This window comes from Microbacterium invictum (genome assembly GCF_014197265.1).
GTDB lineage: Bacteria > Actinomycetota > Actinomycetes > Actinomycetales > Microbacteriaceae > Microbacterium > Microbacterium invictum.
Map to the genome: position 1 here is coordinate 912,246 of NZ_JACIFH010000001.1, position 16,635 is coordinate 928,880.

Consider the following 16,635-nt stretch of genomic DNA (forward strand, 5'->3'; position numbering starts at 1 on the left):
TGTCCACGATATGCCCGCCCGGTCACCGTGAGGCGCGCCGAGTCTGGGAGAATGGAAAGGATATGGCCACCACCCTCGCTCCCGCGCCGGCACTGCGCATCGGGCCGATCGCGCTCGATGCGCCGGTCGTTCTGGCGCCGATGGCCGGCATCACCAACACGGCGTTCCGCCGCCTGTGCCGCGAGTACGGGGCCGGGCTCTATGTCAGCGAGATGATCACCACACGCGCGCTCGTCGAGCGCAACGCCACGACGATGCGCCTGATCACCCACCACGAATCCGAGACGCCCCGGTCGATCCAGCTGTACGGCGTGGACCCTGCCACCACCGAGGCCGCGGTGCGGCTGCTCGTCGAAGAGGACCGCGCCGACCACATCGACCTCAACTTCGGCTGCCCGGTGCCCAAAGTCACCCGCAAGGGTGGGGGAGCGGCCCTGCCGTGGAAGCTCGGCCTGTTCCGCGAGATCGTCACCCGAGCCGCCCGCGCCGCCGGCGACATCCCTCTCACGGTGAAGATGCGCAAGGGCATCGACGCCGACCACCTGACCTACCTCGACGCCGGGCGCATCGCCGAAGACGCCGGGGTGGCCGCCGTCGCCCTGCACGCGCGCACAGCCGGCGAGTTCTACTCGGGCAACGCCGACTGGGATGCGATCGCCACTCTCAAACAGGCTGTCACGGGTGTCCCGGTGCTCGGCAACGGCGACATCTGGTCGGCCGACGATGCCGTGCGGATGATGGCGGAGACCGGCTGCGACGGTGTCGTCGTCGGTCGCGGGTGCCTCGGGCGTCCATGGCTGTTCGGAGATCTCGCGCGGGCCTTCGGCGGTCGCGCGTCCGCGCCGGTCGACGCGACGCTGGGCTTCGTGGCCCGGGCGTTCCGCCGTCACGCCGAACTGCTCGTCGAGTTCTTCGAGGACGAGGGGCGGGGATGCCGCGACATCCGCAAGCATGTCGCCTGGTACTTCAAGGGGTATCCGGTCGGCGGTGAGACGCGCGCGCAGCTGGCGACCGTGTCGACGCTGGCCGAGATCGACGACCTGCTCGCCACGCTCGACCTCGACGCCGCGTACCCCGGTGCCGCCGCCGAGGGGCAGCGCGGCCGGGCGGGCACGCCCAAGCGTCCGGCCCTGCCCGACGGCTGGCTGCTGTCGCGCGAACTCGGAGCCGCGGCATCCACCGCACTTGCCGAAGCGGAGCTCGACACCAGTGGCGGCTGATCTGGCCAGTGGCGTCGGCGCCCTGCCCGGGCGGCCCGCCGGCTACGACGACCGCGACGCCGAGCGCTTCCACCCCGAGCGGCACCGCTCGCAGCGGGACAGCTTCGCACGCGATCGCGCCCGGGTACTCCACTCCGCCGCGCTGCGCCGCCTCGCCTCGAAGACACAGGTGCTCAGCCCCGCCAGCGCCGCCGATTTCGCCCGCAACCGGCTCACCCACTCGCTCGAGGTGGCGCAGGTGGGCCGCGAGCTCGCGATCGCGCTCGAGCTGTCGCCCGACGTCGTCGACACCGCGTGCCTCAGCCATGACATCGGGCACCCGCCGTTCGGGCACAACGGCGAGCGGGCGCTCAACGAGTGGGCCGAGGACATCGGCGGGTTCGAGGGAAATGCGCAGTCGCTGCGCATCCTGTCACGCCTCGAGCCGAAGGTCACCGACGACGAGGGCACGGCCTTCGGCCTGAACCTGACCCGGGCGAGCCTGGATGCCGTGTGCAAGTACCCGTGGACCGTCGAACACGCCATACCCGACCCGGGGGGCCGGCAGAAGTTCGGGGTGTATCCCGAAGACGAAGCGGTGTTCCGGTGGATGCGCGAGGGCGCGCCCGGGCGGCGGCGGTGCATCGAGGCCGAGGTCATGGACCTGTCCGACGACATCGCCTACTCGGTGCACGACGTCGAGGACGCGATCCTCAACGGCTACCTCGATCCGCGGCGGCTCGCCGACCCACGCGAACGCGAGGCGCTGCTGACGGCGATCCAGACCTGGGTGGGGTACGGGTTCGAGCGCGACGAGCTCGAAGACGCCCTGTACCGCCTGGTGAGCCTGCCGGAATGGCTGACCGAGTTCGACGGGTCGCGCGCCGCCGTCGGTCGACTCAAGAACCTCACCTCCGACCTGATCGGCCGCTTCGCCCGCGCGGCGACGGCAGCCACGCGCGAGCACTACGATGTGCCGGTGCTCACCCGCTTCCACGGCCGGGTCATCATCCCGCGCAGCATCGAGGCCGAGATGGCGGTGCTCAAAGGCACGATCGGCGCGTTCGTCGTCTCGATCGACGGGCGCCGCGGTCTGTACAAGGAGCAGCGGCGAGTGCTGAAGCGCCTGGCATCCGCTCTCGCCGAGCGGCCCCAGAACCTCGACTCCCTGCACGCCGAGGACTTCGCCCGCGCCGAGACCGATGCCGCGCGCAAGCGCGCCGTCGTCGATCAGGTGTCGACCCTCACCGACCGCTTCGCGATCGAGTGGCACACGCGGCTGGTCGGACATGTCGACCTGCGCGAGCTCGGTCTATGGTCGACGCACGCCCGCGTGACCGCCTCGAACGACTTCGCGCTGCCCGAGCCGATCGAGGGCCTGTGATGCCGGCGGGGGAGCACTGATGGCGCGCATCCGGCAGGCGGACGTCGAAGAGGTCAAGGCGCGCACCAACCTCGCCGACATCATCGGTGAGCGCGTCGCCCTCAAAACGGCCGGCGTGGGCTCGTTCAAGGGGCTGTGCCCCTTCCACGACGAGCGCAGCCCCAGCTTCCACGTCCGGCCCCAGGTCGGCTTCTACCACTGCTTCGGCTGCGGCGAGTCCGGCGACGTCTACTCGTTCCTCCGCGCCATGGACCACCTGTCCTTCACTGAGGCCGTCGAACGGCTTGCAGGGCGCATCGGCTTCCAGCTCCACTACGAAGACGGGGCGGCAGCCCCCGAGACCGGTGGCCGCACCCGGCTCTATCAGGCCAACACCGCCGCGGCCGAGTGGTTCCGCTCGCAGCTGGCCACCCCCGAAGCCGACGCGGGGCGCCGGTTCCTGGGCGAACGCGGCTTCGACGCGGGGGCGGCCGCGCACTTCGGCATCGGCTACGCGCCCAAGGGCTGGAACGGACTGCGCGACGCGATGCGGGCTCAGGGCTTCACCGACGAGGAGCTGCTCACTGCGGGCCTCCTCTCGCAGGGTCAGCGCGGCGGATACGACCGGTTCCGCGGGCGCGTCGTCTGGCCCATCCGCGATATCACGGGGCAGACCATCGGCTTCGGTGCGCGCCGCCTGTTCGAGGACGATCAGGGGCCGAAGTACCTCAACACCCCCGAGACGCCGATCTACAAGAAGTCGCAGGTGCTCTACGGGCTCGACCTCGCGAAGAAGGCCATCTCGCGCGGTCATCAGGTGGTCGTCGTCGAGGGCTACACCGACGTCATGGCGTGCCATCTCGCCGGTGTGACCACCGCGATCGCCACCTGCGGCACCGCGTTCGGCGCCGACCACATCACCGTCCTCCGGCGTGTCATGGGCGATGACTCGGCCGCCGGCGAGGTGATCTTCACGTTCGATCCGGATGCCGCGGGGCAGAAGGCCGCACTGCGGGCGTTCGGCGATGAGAAGCGCTTCGCCGCACAGACCTACGTCGCGGTGGCCCCGGACGGCCTCGACCCCTGCGATCTGCGCCTGAACCGGGGGGATGCCGCGGTGCGGTCGCTCATCCAGACCAAGGCACCGATGTTCGAGTTCGTCATCGACCAGCGTCTGACCGGCTTCGACCTGGCAACCGTCGAGGGGCGCGTGGGCGCCCTCCGGGCCGCGGCGCCCATCGTCGCCGACATCCGCGACCCCGCATTACGGCCCGGCTACACCCGCGTGCTCGCGCGCAAGCTGGGCATGGACCTCGGCGAGGTCACGCCTGCGGTGACCCACGCCGCACGCGCGTCGCGTTCAGGCGCGCGCGACGCCGAGGCGGCGGCATCCACCGCCCCCGGCGAGACCACACGCGTGACGATCGCCTCGCTGCCGCGCACGGCAGGGGTGGCGATCGAACGGGACGCGCTGATGGGGGTGCTGCAGTACGGCCACCAGGTCGACGGCGACGACATCGACGCTGCGATGGCCCTGCCCATGAGCCACCCCGGCCTCGATGCGGTGCGCGGGGCGATCGCCGCGCAGGCCGACCGCACCCGCGTCGGATGGGCATCGGCCGCCGTCGAAGCTATCCGCGAGCCGTACCGTTCGCTGGGCGTCGAACTGCTCACGGCGGACTTTCCCGCGCTGACCGAGGCCGAAGCTCTCGCCTCGACGCGGTCGCTGTGCCGGCGCCTGCGCGTGCGTGCCGTGGACCGCGAGAAGAACGAGCTGCTGGGCGCGATCCAGCGCGTGCCCGCCGACTCCGAAGAGGGGCGCACCGTGCGCGTCGCGCTGCGCGAGCTCGACGCCCGGCGTCGCATCCTGACCGAGGACTGACGACGCCCGCAGCCAGCGGGTCGCCGAATGGCGCGTTCGGGGCGGACGAGGCAGGATGGACCCCATGCCTGACGCTCCCGACGTCGTCGTCCGCTGCGTGGATCTGTCCATCTCCCATGGCGGCCGCACGCCCCGCGTCGTGGACGGCGTCACCTTCACGCTGTACCGTGGCGGAGCGCTCGCGCTGATGGGTCCGACGGGGGCCGGCAAGTCCAGCCTCATCGCACTGCTGGCAGGCGCCGATCAGGACGTGCGCGTCGCGGGCGGCACCGCCGAGGTCGCGGGGATCCCCGTGCAGGGGCGCGGACGCGTCGGCCGTGCGCGCCGCTACGTCACCGGATACCTCGCGCAGCGCGCGGGCGCCGATCTTCCGGCGCGGATGACGGTTTCCGACGTCATCGGCGATCCGATCTCCAGTCGCGACCGCCGCGTCAACCAGCGCGCTCTCGCAGTGCGGGTGGCCGGCCTGCTCGACGAGCTCCAGCTGCCGCTCGGGGCGGCCCACAAGTATCCGTACGAGCTGAGCGCCGGCATGCGACAGCGCGTCGCCCTGGCCCGGGCGCTCGTGCTGCAGCCACGCCTGCTCGTCGCCGACGACGTCTATGCGAACCTCGATCCCGAGGTGCGCACGACCGTGCACGACGCCATCCAGAGGCGACGGCGCGATCAGGGCCTGGCCCTGCTGATGGCGACCAACGACGAAGACGCGGTAGGCGGTTTCGATGCCGATGTGCTCGTGATGCGCGACGGTCACACGGTGGCGTACGGGCACGGGATGAACGACCTGCTGTGGACGCCGGACGGCCGTGAGAAGACGGCCCCCTGATGTCACGAGCACCCTCCAGGCTTTGCTAACATAGTGTGGTTGCCTGCTCGCAGGTGACTGATCCTCGGTAGCTCAATTGGCAGAGCAGCCGGCTGTTAACCGGCAGGTTCTTGGTTCGAGTCCAAGCCGGGGAGCGAATGGCCTCGGGCTCCACCCCGAGGCCATTCTTCATCTCCGGGCGGACTGTCCCTCGCCGGGCGCGGGCCACAGCGCCACTGCCGCGCCGAGCACGACTCCCAGCACGAGCAGCATCGAGATGGCGGCGACTTCGGGCAGCACGAGGCCTCCGGCGAGCAGCGCCGGCGGCATGGCGACGATGACGCCGGCGAGTCCGATGAGCGCGGGCATGCCCATCGCGCGCCGTGCGCCCGCGCCCAGTCGTGCCCAGGGCCTCCCGGTCGTGAGCATCACGGCGCACAGGTGCCACCCGGCGAGGCCCAGGGCCACCGGCACCGCCTCGACCGGCTGCGGCGTGACCACCGCGGCCTCCATCACGACGGTGAGGCCGGCGATCAGCGGAGCCGATGTCCGCGGGAGGAGCACACCGAACGCCAGCGCGGTCCAGGCGAGCACCTGCATCAGCGGCCCGGCGCCGAGCCACGTGAGCCACAGCTGCACGGCGGCGCCGAGCACCAGCATCGCCCCGCGCACGAGCCATCGCTGCAGCGGGCGGCGGAGCGCGCGTGCGACAGCACGGGTGAGGAAGTCCTCGAGCGCGTTCATCGCACGGTCTCGGCGCGGCCGGACACGCGCGGACGCGCGTGGTTCGCCGCGAGCTCGGCGGCCAGCATCCCGATGCCCTCCACTCCGCGCCACGGGGTGACGGGCACACCACGCTCACGCAGCTTCTGGATGGGCTCTTCGCGTTCGAGTCGGCGCAGCGCCCATGCCTCGTCCCAGAACGAGATGTGGTCGGTGCGGAGCGAGCGACGACGGCGGGGAGGCAGCATGCCGAGGCTCGCAGGGAGCGTATCGATGACGATCACGCTCGCGCCGCGGTGGTGCAGTCGCCCGATCTCGTCGAACACATCGTCGGCCAGCAGCGGCGAGCACACGACCGCGAACGTCCCGGGGCGCAGTCGCCCCACGCGGCGGAGGTACAGGCCGCGCGGACGGTCGGCTCGCGCGTGCGCGAGCTGGGTGTCGAACACGGCGAACTGGCGGATGCCGGCGCGCGGCGGGATGTCGCCGATCATGCTGCCCAGATCGTGCACTCCCACGCGGTCACCGAGCCGGAGGTAGTGCTCCACGAGCGACGCCGCGGCGACCACGGTGGCATCGAGGCTGGATTCGGCCGGGCCGCGGTCGGGTGCGACCGTGACGTCGGCGAGCGTGTCCATGACCACCAGGACGTCGGTGTCACGATCGGCGGTGGTCGCATTCGTGTGCAGGATGCCGGTGCGCGAGGTCACGCGCCAGTTCACGCGGCTGAGGCGGTCACCGGGCTGGAAGCGCCGGATGTCGGCCAGCGAGCTGCCGTCGCCCGGACGGCGGCTCGCGTGCAGGCCGGCCAGTCCCGTCGGGTGCGGGACGACGTCGCCCCGCCCTGGGACGGCGGCCACGGGCGAGACGGTGACCGGCGGCAGCTCCTGCGTGGTGCGCGCCTGCCACAAGCCCGCATCGTCGGTGACGACGACGTGAGCGGGCGGCAGCTCGAGCCTGCCCCACCGTTGCGGACGGATCCGGACGGCGGCCCCATCGCGGTCGCACGCGGCACCCCATTGCGGGTCGAGATCGAAGCGCTGACCCGGCGCGAGTGACACGTCGACGATGCGATCGGGTCCTGCCGTCACGCGCAGCTCCACCGCCTCGCCGGTACGCACCCGCCGTGCAGTGAGCCCCACTTCGGGGCCGGGCTCGCCCCGCATCGGGCGGCGCAGCACTCCGTACACCGTCCAGCACACGAACGGCGCGGCGATGATCACCAGCGCAGGCTGGCGGGCCAGCAGCGCGAGCACGAGCGTGCCGGCGGCGAGCACCGAGGTGCGCGCCAGCGCGGTGGTGGGACGGTACCGCATCACACTCCCGCGGCATCCGGAAGGTACTCGACGGGCACCGGAATACGGCTGACGACACCCGCGATCACCTGATCGCCGGAGATGTTGCTCAGCCACAGCTCGGGCTTCACCGTGATGCGATGGGCCAGCGCAGGGACGGCGAGCGACTTGACATCGTCGGGGGTGACGAAGGCACGCCCGTCGATCAGCGCCATCGCCCGGGCACACGTGAGAAGCGCGAGCGAGCCGCGCGGCGAGGCGCCGACCAGCAGCGACGTCTCGTCGCGCGTCGCTGCGGTGATCGCGACCGCATAGCGCCCCACAGCCGGATGGACGTAGACCGACTCGGCCGCCTGCTGCACCGCGCGCACGCCCTCGGCGTCGAGCACGGCCGCCACCGCGATGTCGTCCGAGCGCCGCTCGATGCGCCGGGCGAGCACCTCCCATTCCTGCTTCTGATCGGGGTAGCCGAACGCGAGCCGCAGCAGGAAGCGGTCCAGCTGCGCCTCGGGCAGGGGGTAGGTGCCTTCCGTCTCGATCGGGTTCGCGGTGGCGACGACGTGAAACGGCTGCGGCAGCGGGTGGGTGCGCCCCTCGACGGTGACCTGATGCTCCTGCATCGCCTCGAGCAGGGCCGCCTGGGTCTTCGGCGGGGTGCGGTTGATTTCGTCCGCGAGCAGGAATCCGGCGAACAGGGGGCCGGGCCGGAAGGCGAACTCGCCCCGCGACTGGTCGTAGACGTAGCTGCCGGTGAGGTCGGCCGGCAGCTGGTCGGGCGTGAACTGGGCACGGCGGAACTCGAGTCCGAGCGCCTGCGCGAAGCTGCGTGCGGCCAGCGTCTTGCCCAGTCCGGGGAAGTCCTCGATCAGCACATGACCGCCGGCGACGATCGCGGCGAGGATCAGGCTGAGCTGCTGGCGTTTGCCGATGACGGCGCGTTCGACCTCGTCGAGCACGGATCGGCAGGCGGCGCCCGCCTCGGCGATGGACATGGGGGATGGGTTCACCGTTGCATCAGCTCCCGGATGATGGTGCGTCGCTGTCCTCGGGTAAGCGGACGCGGCTCGGATGCCAGGTATCTGGCGGTCGCGGGCGGCAACGGCCCGTCTGTGGCGTGGGCGATCTTCTCGATCGTCCGGTGGAGGGTGGTGACGCTGGTCCCTGTGCCCCGCTCCGCTCCGCGCAGCTGGGCTTCGAGGGTGCGGGTGCGGCGGTCGAGATCGAGCGACCAGAACGCCGGGGCGGGCTCTTGCGGTTCGTCCAGCGGCTCTTCCTGTCCCGAATCGAACACGTCGCGGAAGAACCAGACGGCGACAGCCGTCACGAGCCCCACGAGCACCCACACGTCCAACCGCAGGCCGAACCCGATCACCGTCAGCAGCACACCTGCGAGTGCCCCTGTGCCGAGGCCGATCGCAGCGGCGATCAGCAGGGGTCGGACCCCGCCTCTCACGACCGGCCCACCCGTCGGTGCACGGCGGAATCGAGCCGATCGAGGCACTCGCGCGCTTCGGCGACGGCGGCGCCCGGCAGCCGCTCACGTGAGAACAGCGCTGCGGCATACAGGCGCGAGAGCCGCCGGGCGGGGTCTGCCGGCAGGTCGAGCCGGCCCAGCATGTCCACGACGTACTCCGTGGCGGTGTCGGACTCGTTGCGGACGACTCCCGCGTCCGCCGCAATCGCCTCCAGAGCCTCCCAGCAGCGCACGACGACGCGATTGGGATCGTCGTCCACGCCGATCTGCTCACGCGCGGCGCGCAAGACCTCCTGGACGTCCTGCACGTCGATGAGCGGCTCTTCCACGACATCGTCGATCGGGTCGTGCGATTCCTGGGCCGCCAGGCGCCGCGCGACCCGGACGATGAGGGCCGCCACCAACAGTGCCACCGCGATGGCCGCCAGGGTCGCGAGGGTCTGCACGATGGGCAGCCCCGAGACGCTGTCGCCGCTGCCCTCGAACGTGGCCTCGGGCATCGGGCTGCCCTCGGGCAGCTCCGGGGTCGGAGCCCCCGTGGGCACCGGGGCGGGTGCGCTCGTCGGCAGTGACGTCACGAGCGCGGGCAGACTCATCGTGCTGCCGAAGGCGATGGCGACGATGACGACCCCGCCCACGAGGATGGCGGCGATCGTCTGCGTGCGCCCGCGCATCGTCCTACGCGTCGAGCGCGTCGACGCCCGGCATCCAGCTCTGTCCCGGACGCCCCCACCCGCGCTTGCGCGCGATCTTCTGCACCGTCTTCCAGTCGTCGTCATCGAGACGATCGATGTACAGGACGCCGTCGAGGTGGTCGAACTCATGCTGCATGATGCGAGCCCGCCATCCCGTGACGTGGACCTCGACCGGTGCGCCGTCCAGGTCGGTGCCGGTGACGCAGACCTCGTCCGATCGGCGCAGCGGGAACCGCTCGCCTGGGAACGAAAGGCAGCCTTCGGACTCCTCGTCCGGATCGGGCGCACCGGGCTCGACCGGCTTCAGCCACAGTTCGGGGTTGATGATGACGCCCCGCCAGGGCTCGCCCTCGTCGTCCTGGTAGGTATACGTGTAAATGCGCAGGCCGACGCCGACCTGGGGTGCGGCAAGGCCCACGCCCGGCGCCTCATCCATCGTGTCGAACATGTCGGCCACGAGCGTGCGGATCTCGTCGGTCACCTCATCGACGCGCGCAGCGACGGAGTGGAGGACGGGATCGCCCATGATGCGAATCGGGAGAACTGCCACGTCCTGAGCCTACCGATGGGGACGTGCCGTTAGTGTCATGGTGTGGATGCCGTTGCTCTGGCCCTGGACGACATCACCGATCAGGTGGTGGGAGTCTTCAAAGACCCCGCGATCCTCATCGGCATTCCGCTCGCGCTGCTCGGCGCCGTGTTCATGTCGTTCGGCGCGCAGTACCAGCACCGCGGCGTGCAGAAGGTCGAGCGCCTGAGCAAGGCGGCCGGCGGGCACGGCCTCACCGGCGGTCAGCTGGTCAGCCTGCTGAAACGCCCATCGTGGGTCATCGGCACGATCATGCTCGGGCTGGCCATCGTGTGCCAGCTTGCCGCGCTCTCGTTCGCCCCGCTGATCCTCGTGCAGCCGGTCGGGGCGATCTCGCTGGTCATCACGACGCTGCTCAACGCCCGGATCAGCGGTCATCAGCCGACGAAGCGGTCGATCACCGCCATCGCGCTGTGCGTGGGCGGAATCTTCATCTTCGTCACGATCGCTGCGCTGTACGCGACCGAGAGCGCGGTCTCCGATGCGCAGCTGATCACGGTGCTCATCATCCTCGCGGTGGTCACGATCGTGCTCACAGTGGTGTGGCTGTGGCTGCGCCATCGTATGAGCGCGCTGTTCTACATCGTGGCCGCCGGCATCATGTACGGGTTCGTGGCGACCCTGGCGAAAGTGGTCATCAGCCGCATCCAGCACGGCGACTTCGAGTGGCTGACCTTCGTCTGCCTGCTCGGGCTGGTGGCCGGCACCGGCGTGGGCGCCTACTTCGTGCAGACCGCCTATGCCTCGGGTCCACCCGACCTCGTGATCGCCGGGCTCACCGTCATAGACCCGATCGTCGCGATCACAATCGGCCTCGTCGTGCTGCAGGAGGCCGAGGGCGCACCGTGGGGGGCCTATGTAGGCTTCGGCATCGCCGGCGCCCTCGCGATCGTCGGGGTGTTCCAGCTGGCACGACATCACCCGCAGGTCCTCAGCGACAGCCAGGAGCTGCCGATTCCACGAGGCAGCGCCGGGGGAGGAACGGCCGGCGACGCCGCGCCGCGCACGGGTGCGATCCGCCTCACCGAGGCGGTGTCGAAGGTGTGGCCCGACCCTCCGGTCGACGATGACAAGCGCCTCGGTCCGCATCGTCGTTGACGGGCGCCGACGCCCGGCTCCGGTAGGCTCGTTCTCCTACGGGGCGGTGGCCAAGCTGGTCAAGGCAGCGGGCTCATAACCCGACGATCGTGGGTTCAAGTCCCACCCGCCCTACGCGTGGAACGGTCGCCCTCGGGCGGCCGTTTCTGATGTACCAACCACGCTCGTCGCGGCTCTCATATAGTGCGGGGCAACCCCGCGCGCCGAAGAGAGGACGCCACCATGAGCATCGGGATCCGCCTTCCTGTGAGCGACGCCAGGCAGCTGAGGTACGCGTGGCGGGCCACGAGCAGCCCGAACGGCCGGCACTCGGGGATCGACTACGGCTGGACCCAGGGTGACGTCGACAGGTCGCGGCGCAACCTGTGCGCCGGACACGGACGGGTGGAGTCGGTCACCGACGACGGCGGGTACAACCAGGGCTGGGGCAACCGGATCTGGGTGCAGCACACCGACCGCGCGGCGACCACGTACAACCACGGCAAGACCGGCACTGCCAGGATTCGCAGAGGTCAGATCGTCGAACCCGGCCAGCTGCTGTCGGTTCAGGGGGAGACGGGCAAGGCCGCCGGCATCCATCTGCACTTCGAGCTCTACATCGACGGGACGCGGGTGGACCCGCAGCCGTATCTGGACGGCAGGAGGCTGCCGGGCACTCCGGTCGTGCCCGCGGCCATGGCCGCAGCGACCACCGGCACGACCTACGCGCAGCGCACGGTGAAGAACGTGCCGCTGAACTACATCAACGGCCGCGCCACGCCGACCACGAGTGGGGCAGTGCGCCAGAAGCTGCGCGAAGGCGTCACCGGCAGCTTCGATGCGTTCGCCCACGGCCAGAGGATCACGCAGAACGGCGTCACGACGGACCTCTGGTTCCGCGGAGCCTTCAACCACAACTGGTTCTGGGCGGGCAACTTCACGAGCCACTCCTCGGCGGGGATGAAGAGCCTCGGCGCGACACGACGGTCACGATCGGCGCACGACCCCTTCGACGACGGCGAATCGGTCTGCGGAGCCGACCTCGAGTGGGGCCACCGGTACCGGATTGCGGACCGGGCGGGTCGGCACTGGCGAGTCCGGCAGCGGCCGACACGCCTGGTAATCACACGCTTGTGATTCCGCCCCGGCATCAGCGATAATGGGGCCACAACCGCATAGCCCGCCGCACTCCGGCACTCAGGTCGTAGGGGAAGACGCACCTGATGAAACGGAGAAGTCATGGCGACACCACAGGCGCGTGGAGTGATCTACATTCACTCCGCGCCACGCGCGTTGTGCCCCCACCTCGAGTGGGCGGTCGGCCGTGCCCTGGGACGCGCGGTCAATTTCGACTGGGCCGACCAGCCCGTCCTCTCGGGCAGCCGCCGTGCCGAGTTCTACTGGGAGGGTCCCGCAGGCACCGGCGCTGCCCTGGCGACCGCGATCCGCGGATGGGAGCACCTCCGATTCGAGGTCAGTGAAGATCCGTCCGGGCGCAGCGACGGTGGGCGCTGGATGCACACGCCCGGCCTCGGCATCCACTTCGCCCAGACGGACATGGCCGGCAACGTCGTGATCGGCGAGGACCGTATCCGCTATGCGATGGAGATCGCCGCCGGCGACATCATCGAGCTGCAGCGTGAACTCGATATCGCGCTGGGTGCAGCGTGGGACGAGGAACTCGAGCCGTTCCGGCACGCGAGCGACGATGCCCCTGTCGTATGGCTCCACAAAGTCGGCTGAGACGACGGCATCCGTCGCGACACTGATCGAGCACGAGGCACGACACAACTGAAGACGCAGGCGGGAGCGTGGCGCCAGTACGGGACTCGGTCGACGGGCTGTCCCGGGATCCAGGACCGCGTACCGCTCCCGCCTGATACGAAAAGTCGCCCCCGGATGGCTTCCCGAGGGCGACTTCTCTGTGTCGGCCAGATGCTGTCGCAGGTCAGACTGACGCGAACACCGCGACCGCGTTGTGCCCACCGAACCCGAACGAGTTGCTGATCGCGAGCTGGTCGCCGTCGCCGAGCGGTGTCGGCTCGCCCGACAGGCGGAACGGCACGGCGGGATCCTGCTCGGTGAGGTTGATCGTGGGGGGAGCGACCCGGTCGCGCAGCGCGAGGATCGTGAAGACCGCTTCGAGCGCGCCCGTGCCGCCGAGCAGGTGGCCGGTGGAGGCCTTGGTCGCCGATACCGGGATCTCATCCACCCGGTCGCCGAACACGGCCTTCAGCGCGACGTACTCGTTGGGGTCGCCGACCGGAGTCGAGGTGGCATGCGCGTTGATGTGCGTGACGTCGGCGGGCGACGCATCGGCCTGCTGCAGCGCCAGCTCGACGGCGCGGGCTGCGCCGGTGCCCTCGGGGTCATTGGCGGTGATGTGGTACGAGTCGGCGGTGACCCCGCCGCCCAGCACCGCACCGTAGATCTTCGCGCCGCGGGCCCTGGCGTGCTCCTCGGTCTCAAGGATCAGCACCGCGGCGCCCTCGCCCATGACGAAGCCGTCACGGTCGATGCTGCCGGGGCGCGACGCCGTCGCCGGGTCGTCGTTGCGCCGCGAGAGCGCCTGCATCGACGAGAACGACGCGATCGTGACCGGATGGATGACCGACTCGGTGCCGCCGGCGATCACGACGTCGGCGAGGCCCGCCTGCAGGTGCTCGACCGCGTTCACGATCGATTCGGTGCTCGACGCACACGCACTGGCGACCGTGCGCGCGAACGCGCGGGCGCCGAAGTGGAGCGACAGGTTGCCGGCCGCAGCGTTGGGCATCAGCATCGGCACGGTCATCGGCAGCACACGCCGCGGGCCCTTCTCACGCAGGGTGTCCCATGCGTCGAGCAGTGTCCACAGGCCCCCGATGCCGGTCGCGAAGTCCACGCCGAGTCGCTCGGGGTCCACGTCCGGCTCACCGGCATCCGCCCACGCCTCCTTCGCCGCGACCAGTGCGAACTGGGATGACGGGTCGAGGCGCTTGGCGACGGGCCGCTCGAGCACGGTGTCGGGGCGCACGAGTGCCTCGGCGGCGAAGGTGACGGGCAGGTTGTACTGCTCGACCCAGTCGTACTCGAGCGAACGGGCGCCGGACGCGCCGTCCAGCAGCGCCGACCAGCTTTCGGGCGCGGTCCCGCCGATGGGGGAGGACGCACCGATGCCGGTGACGACGATACGGGGCTTGGTCATGATCTCCTCGCGGTCTCGGGGTGGGGGCGCATGCCCCCACCACCGTTGAAGGTCACTCCTGGTTGGAGGTGATGAACGTCACTGCGTCGCCGACGGTCTTGAGGTTCTTGACCTCTTCGTCGGGGATGGTGACGCCGAACTTCTCCTCGGCGTTGACGACGATCGTCATCATCGAGATCGAGTCGATGTCGAGATCGTCGGTGAAGGACTTCTCGAGCGCGACCTCGTCGGCCGCGATACCGGTCTCGTCGGTGATGAGCTCGGCGAGCCCGGCGAGAACCTCGTCGTTGGTGAGTGCCATGGGATGTCTCCTTGTTCTGATGGCGGGTCTGGAGCGGGCCCGGCCGGGCCGCTGTTCAGTCTAGGTGCGCGCGTGGCGCGGTCAGGGCAGCACCACGACCTGTGCGCCGAACACGAGTCCGGCGCCGAAGCCGATCTGCAGGGCGAGTCCGCCGCTGATCTCGGGATGCTCTTCGAGCAGGCGGTGGGCGGCGAGGGGGATGGATGCCGCGGAGGTGTTGCCGGTGGTCTCGATGTCGCGGGCGATCACCACCGTGTCAGGCAGCTTCAGCTGCTTGGCGAGCTCGTCGATGATGCGCATGTTGGCCTGGTGGGGGACGAAGGCCGCGAGATCGCCGGGCTCGACGCCCGCGTCGTCGAGCGCCTGACGCGCGACCTTGGCCATCTCCCAGACGGCCCAGCGGAACACGGTCGGTCCCTCCTGACGCAGCGTCGGCCACGGGGCTGCACCATCGCGGAACTCGACGAGCGTGTGGTTCATGCCCACAGCGCCCGCCCTCGAGCCGTCCGAGCCCCACACGGTCGGGCCGATGCCCGGGGTGTCGCTGGGGCCGATCACGACGGCACCCGCGCCGTCGCCGAGCAGGAACGAGATGGAGCGGTCGGCCGGGTCGACGACGTCACTGAGCTTCTCGGTGCCGACGACGACCGCGTAGTGCGCCGCACCGGCGCGGATCAGCGCGTCCGCCTGCGCGACGCCGTACGCGAATCCGGCGCAGGCGGCGTTCACGTCGTACGCGGCAGCCGGGTTGGACCCGACGCGGTCGGCGACGATGGCCGCCACCGACGGGGTCTGCTTCGGGTTCGAGATCGTCGCCACGATGACCGCGTCGATCTTGTCGGCGGCCACGCCCGAGCGCTCGATCGCCTCGGCGACCGCGTCGGTGGCGAGGTCGATCGCGGAGGTCTCCGGCACCGCGCGCACGCGCGTGATGATGCCCGTGCGCTGCCGGATCCACTCGTCGCTCGAATCGATCGGCCCGATCAGGTCGTCGTTGGGCACCGCGTTCTCGCCGCGCGCCGCGCCGTAGGCGTAGATGCGGGTGTGCGCGGGTCCGGTGGACTGCTTGAGCGTGACGGTCACGCGTCGCCTCCTGTCAGCAGCGCGGTGGCCGCCCCGAGATCCTCGGGGGTCTTCACCGCGACGGTGGGCACGCCCCGCAGGGCGCGCTTGGCGAGCCCGACGAGCGTGCCGGCCGGGGTCAGTTCGATGATGCCGGTCACGGCGTGGTCGGCGAAAGAGGCCATGCACAGATCCCAGCGGACGGGGCTGGCCACCTGCGCGACCATGAGGTCGAGTGCGGTGCGGCCGTCGGTGACGGTGGTGCCGTCGCTGTTGGTCCAGAGCGTGAGATCGGGGGTGGATGCCGGTACCTCGGTCGCGGCGACGCGGAGAGTCGCGACGGCGGGGGCCATATACGTCGTGTGGAATGCACCGGCGACTTGCAGCGGGATCACCCGGGTGCCGCGCGGGGGCTCTGCCGCCAGCTCGGCGAGCGGCGCGAGCGCACCGGCGGCCACGATCTGGCCGCCGCCGTTGTAGTTGGCCGGGGTGAGCCCGAGTTCGCCGAGGCGGGCGACGACGACGTCCTGGTCGCCGCCGATCACGGCACTCATACCCGTCTGCTCGGCGGCTGCCGCCTCGGCCATCGCGCGACCGCGCAGCCCGACCAGGCGCAGTGCGTCGTCGTCGGAGATGACCCCTGCCGCCGCGAGGGCGGCGAGTTCGCCGACCGAGTGCCCGGCGACGCCGGCGGGGCGGGTGCCGGTGCCCGCGGTCAGCGCCTCCCAGGCCAGCAGGCTCGCCGCGACGATCAGCGGCTGCGCCACCCGGGTGTCGCGGATCTGGTCGGCGTCCCACTCGGTGCCGGCCGCCACGAGGTCGACGTCCGCGGCCTCGGAGAACTGCGCGAGGCGTTCTCGAGCGCCGTCACGCTCCAGCCAGGGCGTCAGGAAACCGGGGGTCTGCGAACCCTGTCCAGGGAAGACGGCAATGATCACCTTTCCATCCTGCCAAGAACGGGAAGGGGCCATCTGGCGACGACC

17 protein-coding genes and 2 tRNA genes are annotated in these 16,635 nt (G+C 70.6%); 9 read left to right on the plus strand and 10 right to left on the minus strand.

The features are described 5' to 3' along the window. Positions 1–62: 62 nt before the first annotated feature. The 5 genes from dusB (at position 63) to BKA10_RS04465 (ending at position 5,404) form a co-directional block, all read left to right on the plus strand. A complete protein-coding gene (gene dusB, locus BKA10_RS04445) occupies positions 63–1,220 on the plus strand; it encodes a tRNA dihydrouridine synthase DusB (protein WP_183498781.1) in 1,158 nt (385 codons plus the stop codon). Beyond that, positions 1,210–2,583 (plus strand): deoxyguanosinetriphosphate triphosphohydrolase, encoded by a 1,374-nt coding sequence (locus tag BKA10_RS04450; protein WP_183498782.1) that lies wholly within the window; start codon positions 1,210–1,212, stop codon positions 2,581–2,583. Before dusB ends, BKA10_RS04450 begins: the two co-directional genes overlap by 11 nt. A 19-nt stretch (positions 2,584–2,602) precedes the next feature. Further along, positions 2,603–4,444, plus strand: a complete 1,842-nt coding sequence (dnaG, locus tag BKA10_RS04455; RefSeq protein WP_183498783.1) for a DNA primase — start codon at positions 2,603–2,605, stop codon at positions 4,442–4,444. A gap of 64 nt (positions 4,445–4,508) precedes the next feature. Beyond that, positions 4,509–5,270: an ATP-binding cassette domain-containing protein gene (locus BKA10_RS04460; protein ID WP_183498784.1), complete on the plus strand. Its 762-nt coding sequence runs from the start codon at positions 4,509–4,511 to the stop codon at positions 5,268–5,270. Positions 5,271–5,331: 61 nt separating this feature from the next. Then, positions 5,332–5,404: transfer RNA gene (locus BKA10_RS04465), tRNA-Asn, on the plus strand. 34 nt (positions 5,405–5,438) lie between these two features. Here the strand turns inward: BKA10_RS04465 and BKA10_RS04470 are convergent. Genes BKA10_RS04470 through def form a run of 6 tightly spaced genes read right to left on the minus strand, consistent with a single transcriptional unit; the run spans position 5,439 to position 9,986 of the window. After that, a complete protein-coding gene (locus BKA10_RS04470) occupies positions 5,439–5,993 on the minus strand; it encodes a hypothetical protein (protein ID WP_183498785.1) in 555 nt (184 codons plus the stop codon). Then, entirely contained in the window at positions 5,990–7,288 is a 1,299-nt protein-coding gene (locus BKA10_RS04475; RefSeq protein WP_183498786.1) for a DUF58 domain-containing protein, read from the minus strand. The genes BKA10_RS04470 and BKA10_RS04475 overlap by 4 nt, the downstream gene beginning before the upstream one ends. After that, positions 7,288–8,259 (minus strand): AAA family ATPase, encoded by a 972-nt coding sequence (locus tag BKA10_RS04480; protein ID WP_183498787.1) that lies wholly within the window; start codon positions 8,257–8,259, stop codon positions 7,288–7,290. Before BKA10_RS04480 ends, BKA10_RS04475 begins: the two co-directional genes overlap by 1 nt. Positions 8,260–8,270: 11 nt before the next feature. Beyond that, entirely contained in the window at positions 8,271–8,720 is a 450-nt protein-coding gene (locus tag BKA10_RS04485; protein WP_183498788.1) for a hypothetical protein, read from the minus strand. After that, positions 8,717–9,415 carry a DUF4129 domain-containing protein gene (locus BKA10_RS04490; protein WP_183498789.1) on the minus strand — a complete coding sequence of 233 codons (699 nt, stop codon included), beginning with the start codon at positions 9,413–9,415 and terminating at the stop codon, positions 8,717–8,719. The genes BKA10_RS04485 and BKA10_RS04490 overlap by 4 nt, the downstream gene beginning before the upstream one ends. A 4-nt stretch (positions 9,416–9,419) precedes the next feature. Then, a complete protein-coding gene (gene def / locus BKA10_RS04495; RefSeq protein ID WP_183498790.1) occupies positions 9,420–9,986 on the minus strand; it encodes a peptide deformylase in 567 nt (188 codons plus the stop codon). Positions 9,987–10,028: 42 nt separating this feature from the next. Between def and BKA10_RS04500 the strand changes: the two genes are divergently transcribed. The 4 genes from BKA10_RS04500 (at position 10,029) to BKA10_RS04515 (ending at position 12,845) form a co-directional block, all read left to right on the plus strand. Next, positions 10,029–11,123, plus strand: a complete 1,095-nt coding sequence (locus BKA10_RS04500; protein ID WP_248198966.1) for a DMT family transporter — start codon at positions 10,029–10,031, stop codon at positions 11,121–11,123. Positions 11,124–11,163: 40 nt separating this feature from the next. Next, a tRNA-Ile gene (locus tag BKA10_RS04505) sits at positions 11,164–11,237 on the plus strand. A 108-nt stretch (positions 11,238–11,345) separates the two neighbouring features. Next, entirely contained in the window at positions 11,346–12,239 is an 894-nt protein-coding gene (locus BKA10_RS04510; RefSeq protein WP_183498791.1) for a M23 family metallopeptidase, read from the plus strand. 102 nt (positions 12,240–12,341) lie between these two features. Continuing rightward, a complete protein-coding gene (locus tag BKA10_RS04515; protein ID WP_183498792.1) occupies positions 12,342–12,845 on the plus strand; it encodes a DUF3145 domain-containing protein in 504 nt (167 codons plus the stop codon). Between the two features lie 205 nt (positions 12,846–13,050). Here the strand turns inward: BKA10_RS04515 and BKA10_RS04520 are convergent, their stop codons facing one another. From BKA10_RS04520 to BKA10_RS04535, 4 genes are all read right to left on the minus strand, one after another. Continuing rightward, a complete protein-coding gene (locus tag BKA10_RS04520) occupies positions 13,051–14,289 on the minus strand; it encodes a beta-ketoacyl-[acyl-carrier-protein] synthase family protein (protein WP_183498793.1) in 1,239 nt (412 codons plus the stop codon). A 52-nt stretch (positions 14,290–14,341) separates the two neighbouring features. Then, entirely contained in the window at positions 14,342–14,590 is a 249-nt protein-coding gene (locus BKA10_RS04525) for an acyl carrier protein (protein WP_183498794.1), read from the minus strand. An 81-nt stretch (positions 14,591–14,671) separates the two neighbouring features. Further along, positions 14,672–15,673, minus strand: coding sequence for a beta-ketoacyl-ACP synthase 3 (locus BKA10_RS04530; RefSeq protein WP_183498795.1), 1,002 nt, complete (start codon positions 15,671–15,673; stop codon positions 14,672–14,674). Next, on the minus strand, positions 15,670–16,590 hold the full coding sequence (locus tag BKA10_RS04535; RefSeq protein WP_183498796.1) for an acyltransferase domain-containing protein: 921 nt from the start codon (positions 16,588–16,590) through the stop codon (positions 15,670–15,672). The genes BKA10_RS04530 and BKA10_RS04535 overlap by 4 nt, the downstream gene beginning before the upstream one ends. Positions 16,591–16,635 lie beyond the last annotated feature (45 nt).

Excerpts from the sequence above, each read along its gene's own strand:
- dusB (WP_183498781.1), top strand. The coding sequence starts at position 63 with ATGGCCACCACCCTCGCTCCCGCGCCGGCACTGCGCATCGGGCCGATC.
- dnaG (WP_183498783.1), top strand. The coding sequence starts at position 2,603 with ATGGCGCGCATCCGGCAGGCGGACGTCGAAGAGGTCAAGGCGCGCACC.
- BKA10_RS04460 (WP_183498784.1), top strand. The coding sequence starts at position 4,509 with ATGCCTGACGCTCCCGACGTCGTCGTCCGCTGCGTGGATCTGTCCATC.
- BKA10_RS04470 (WP_183498785.1), bottom strand. The coding sequence starts at position 5,993 with ATGAACGCGCTCGAGGACTTCCTCACCCGTGCTGTCGCACGCGCGCTC.
- BKA10_RS04475 (WP_183498786.1), bottom strand. The coding sequence starts at position 7,288 with ATGCGGTACCGTCCCACCACCGCGCTGGCGCGCACCTCGGTGCTCGCC.
- BKA10_RS04480 (WP_183498787.1), bottom strand. The coding sequence starts at position 8,259 with ATGTCCATCGCCGAGGCGGGCGCCGCCTGCCGATCCGTGCTCGACGAG.
- BKA10_RS04490 (WP_183498789.1), bottom strand. The coding sequence starts at position 9,415 with ATGCGCGGGCGCACGCAGACGATCGCCGCCATCCTCGTGGGCGGGGTC.
- BKA10_RS04510 (WP_183498791.1), top strand. The coding sequence starts at position 11,346 with ATGAGCATCGGGATCCGCCTTCCTGTGAGCGACGCCAGGCAGCTGAGG.
- BKA10_RS04515 (WP_183498792.1), top strand. The coding sequence starts at position 12,342 with ATGGCGACACCACAGGCGCGTGGAGTGATCTACATTCACTCCGCGCCA.
- BKA10_RS04520 (WP_183498793.1), bottom strand. The coding sequence starts at position 14,289 with ATGACCAAGCCCCGTATCGTCGTCACCGGCATCGGTGCGTCCTCCCCC.
- BKA10_RS04525 (WP_183498794.1), bottom strand. The coding sequence starts at position 14,590 with ATGGCACTCACCAACGACGAGGTTCTCGCCGGGCTCGCCGAGCTCATC.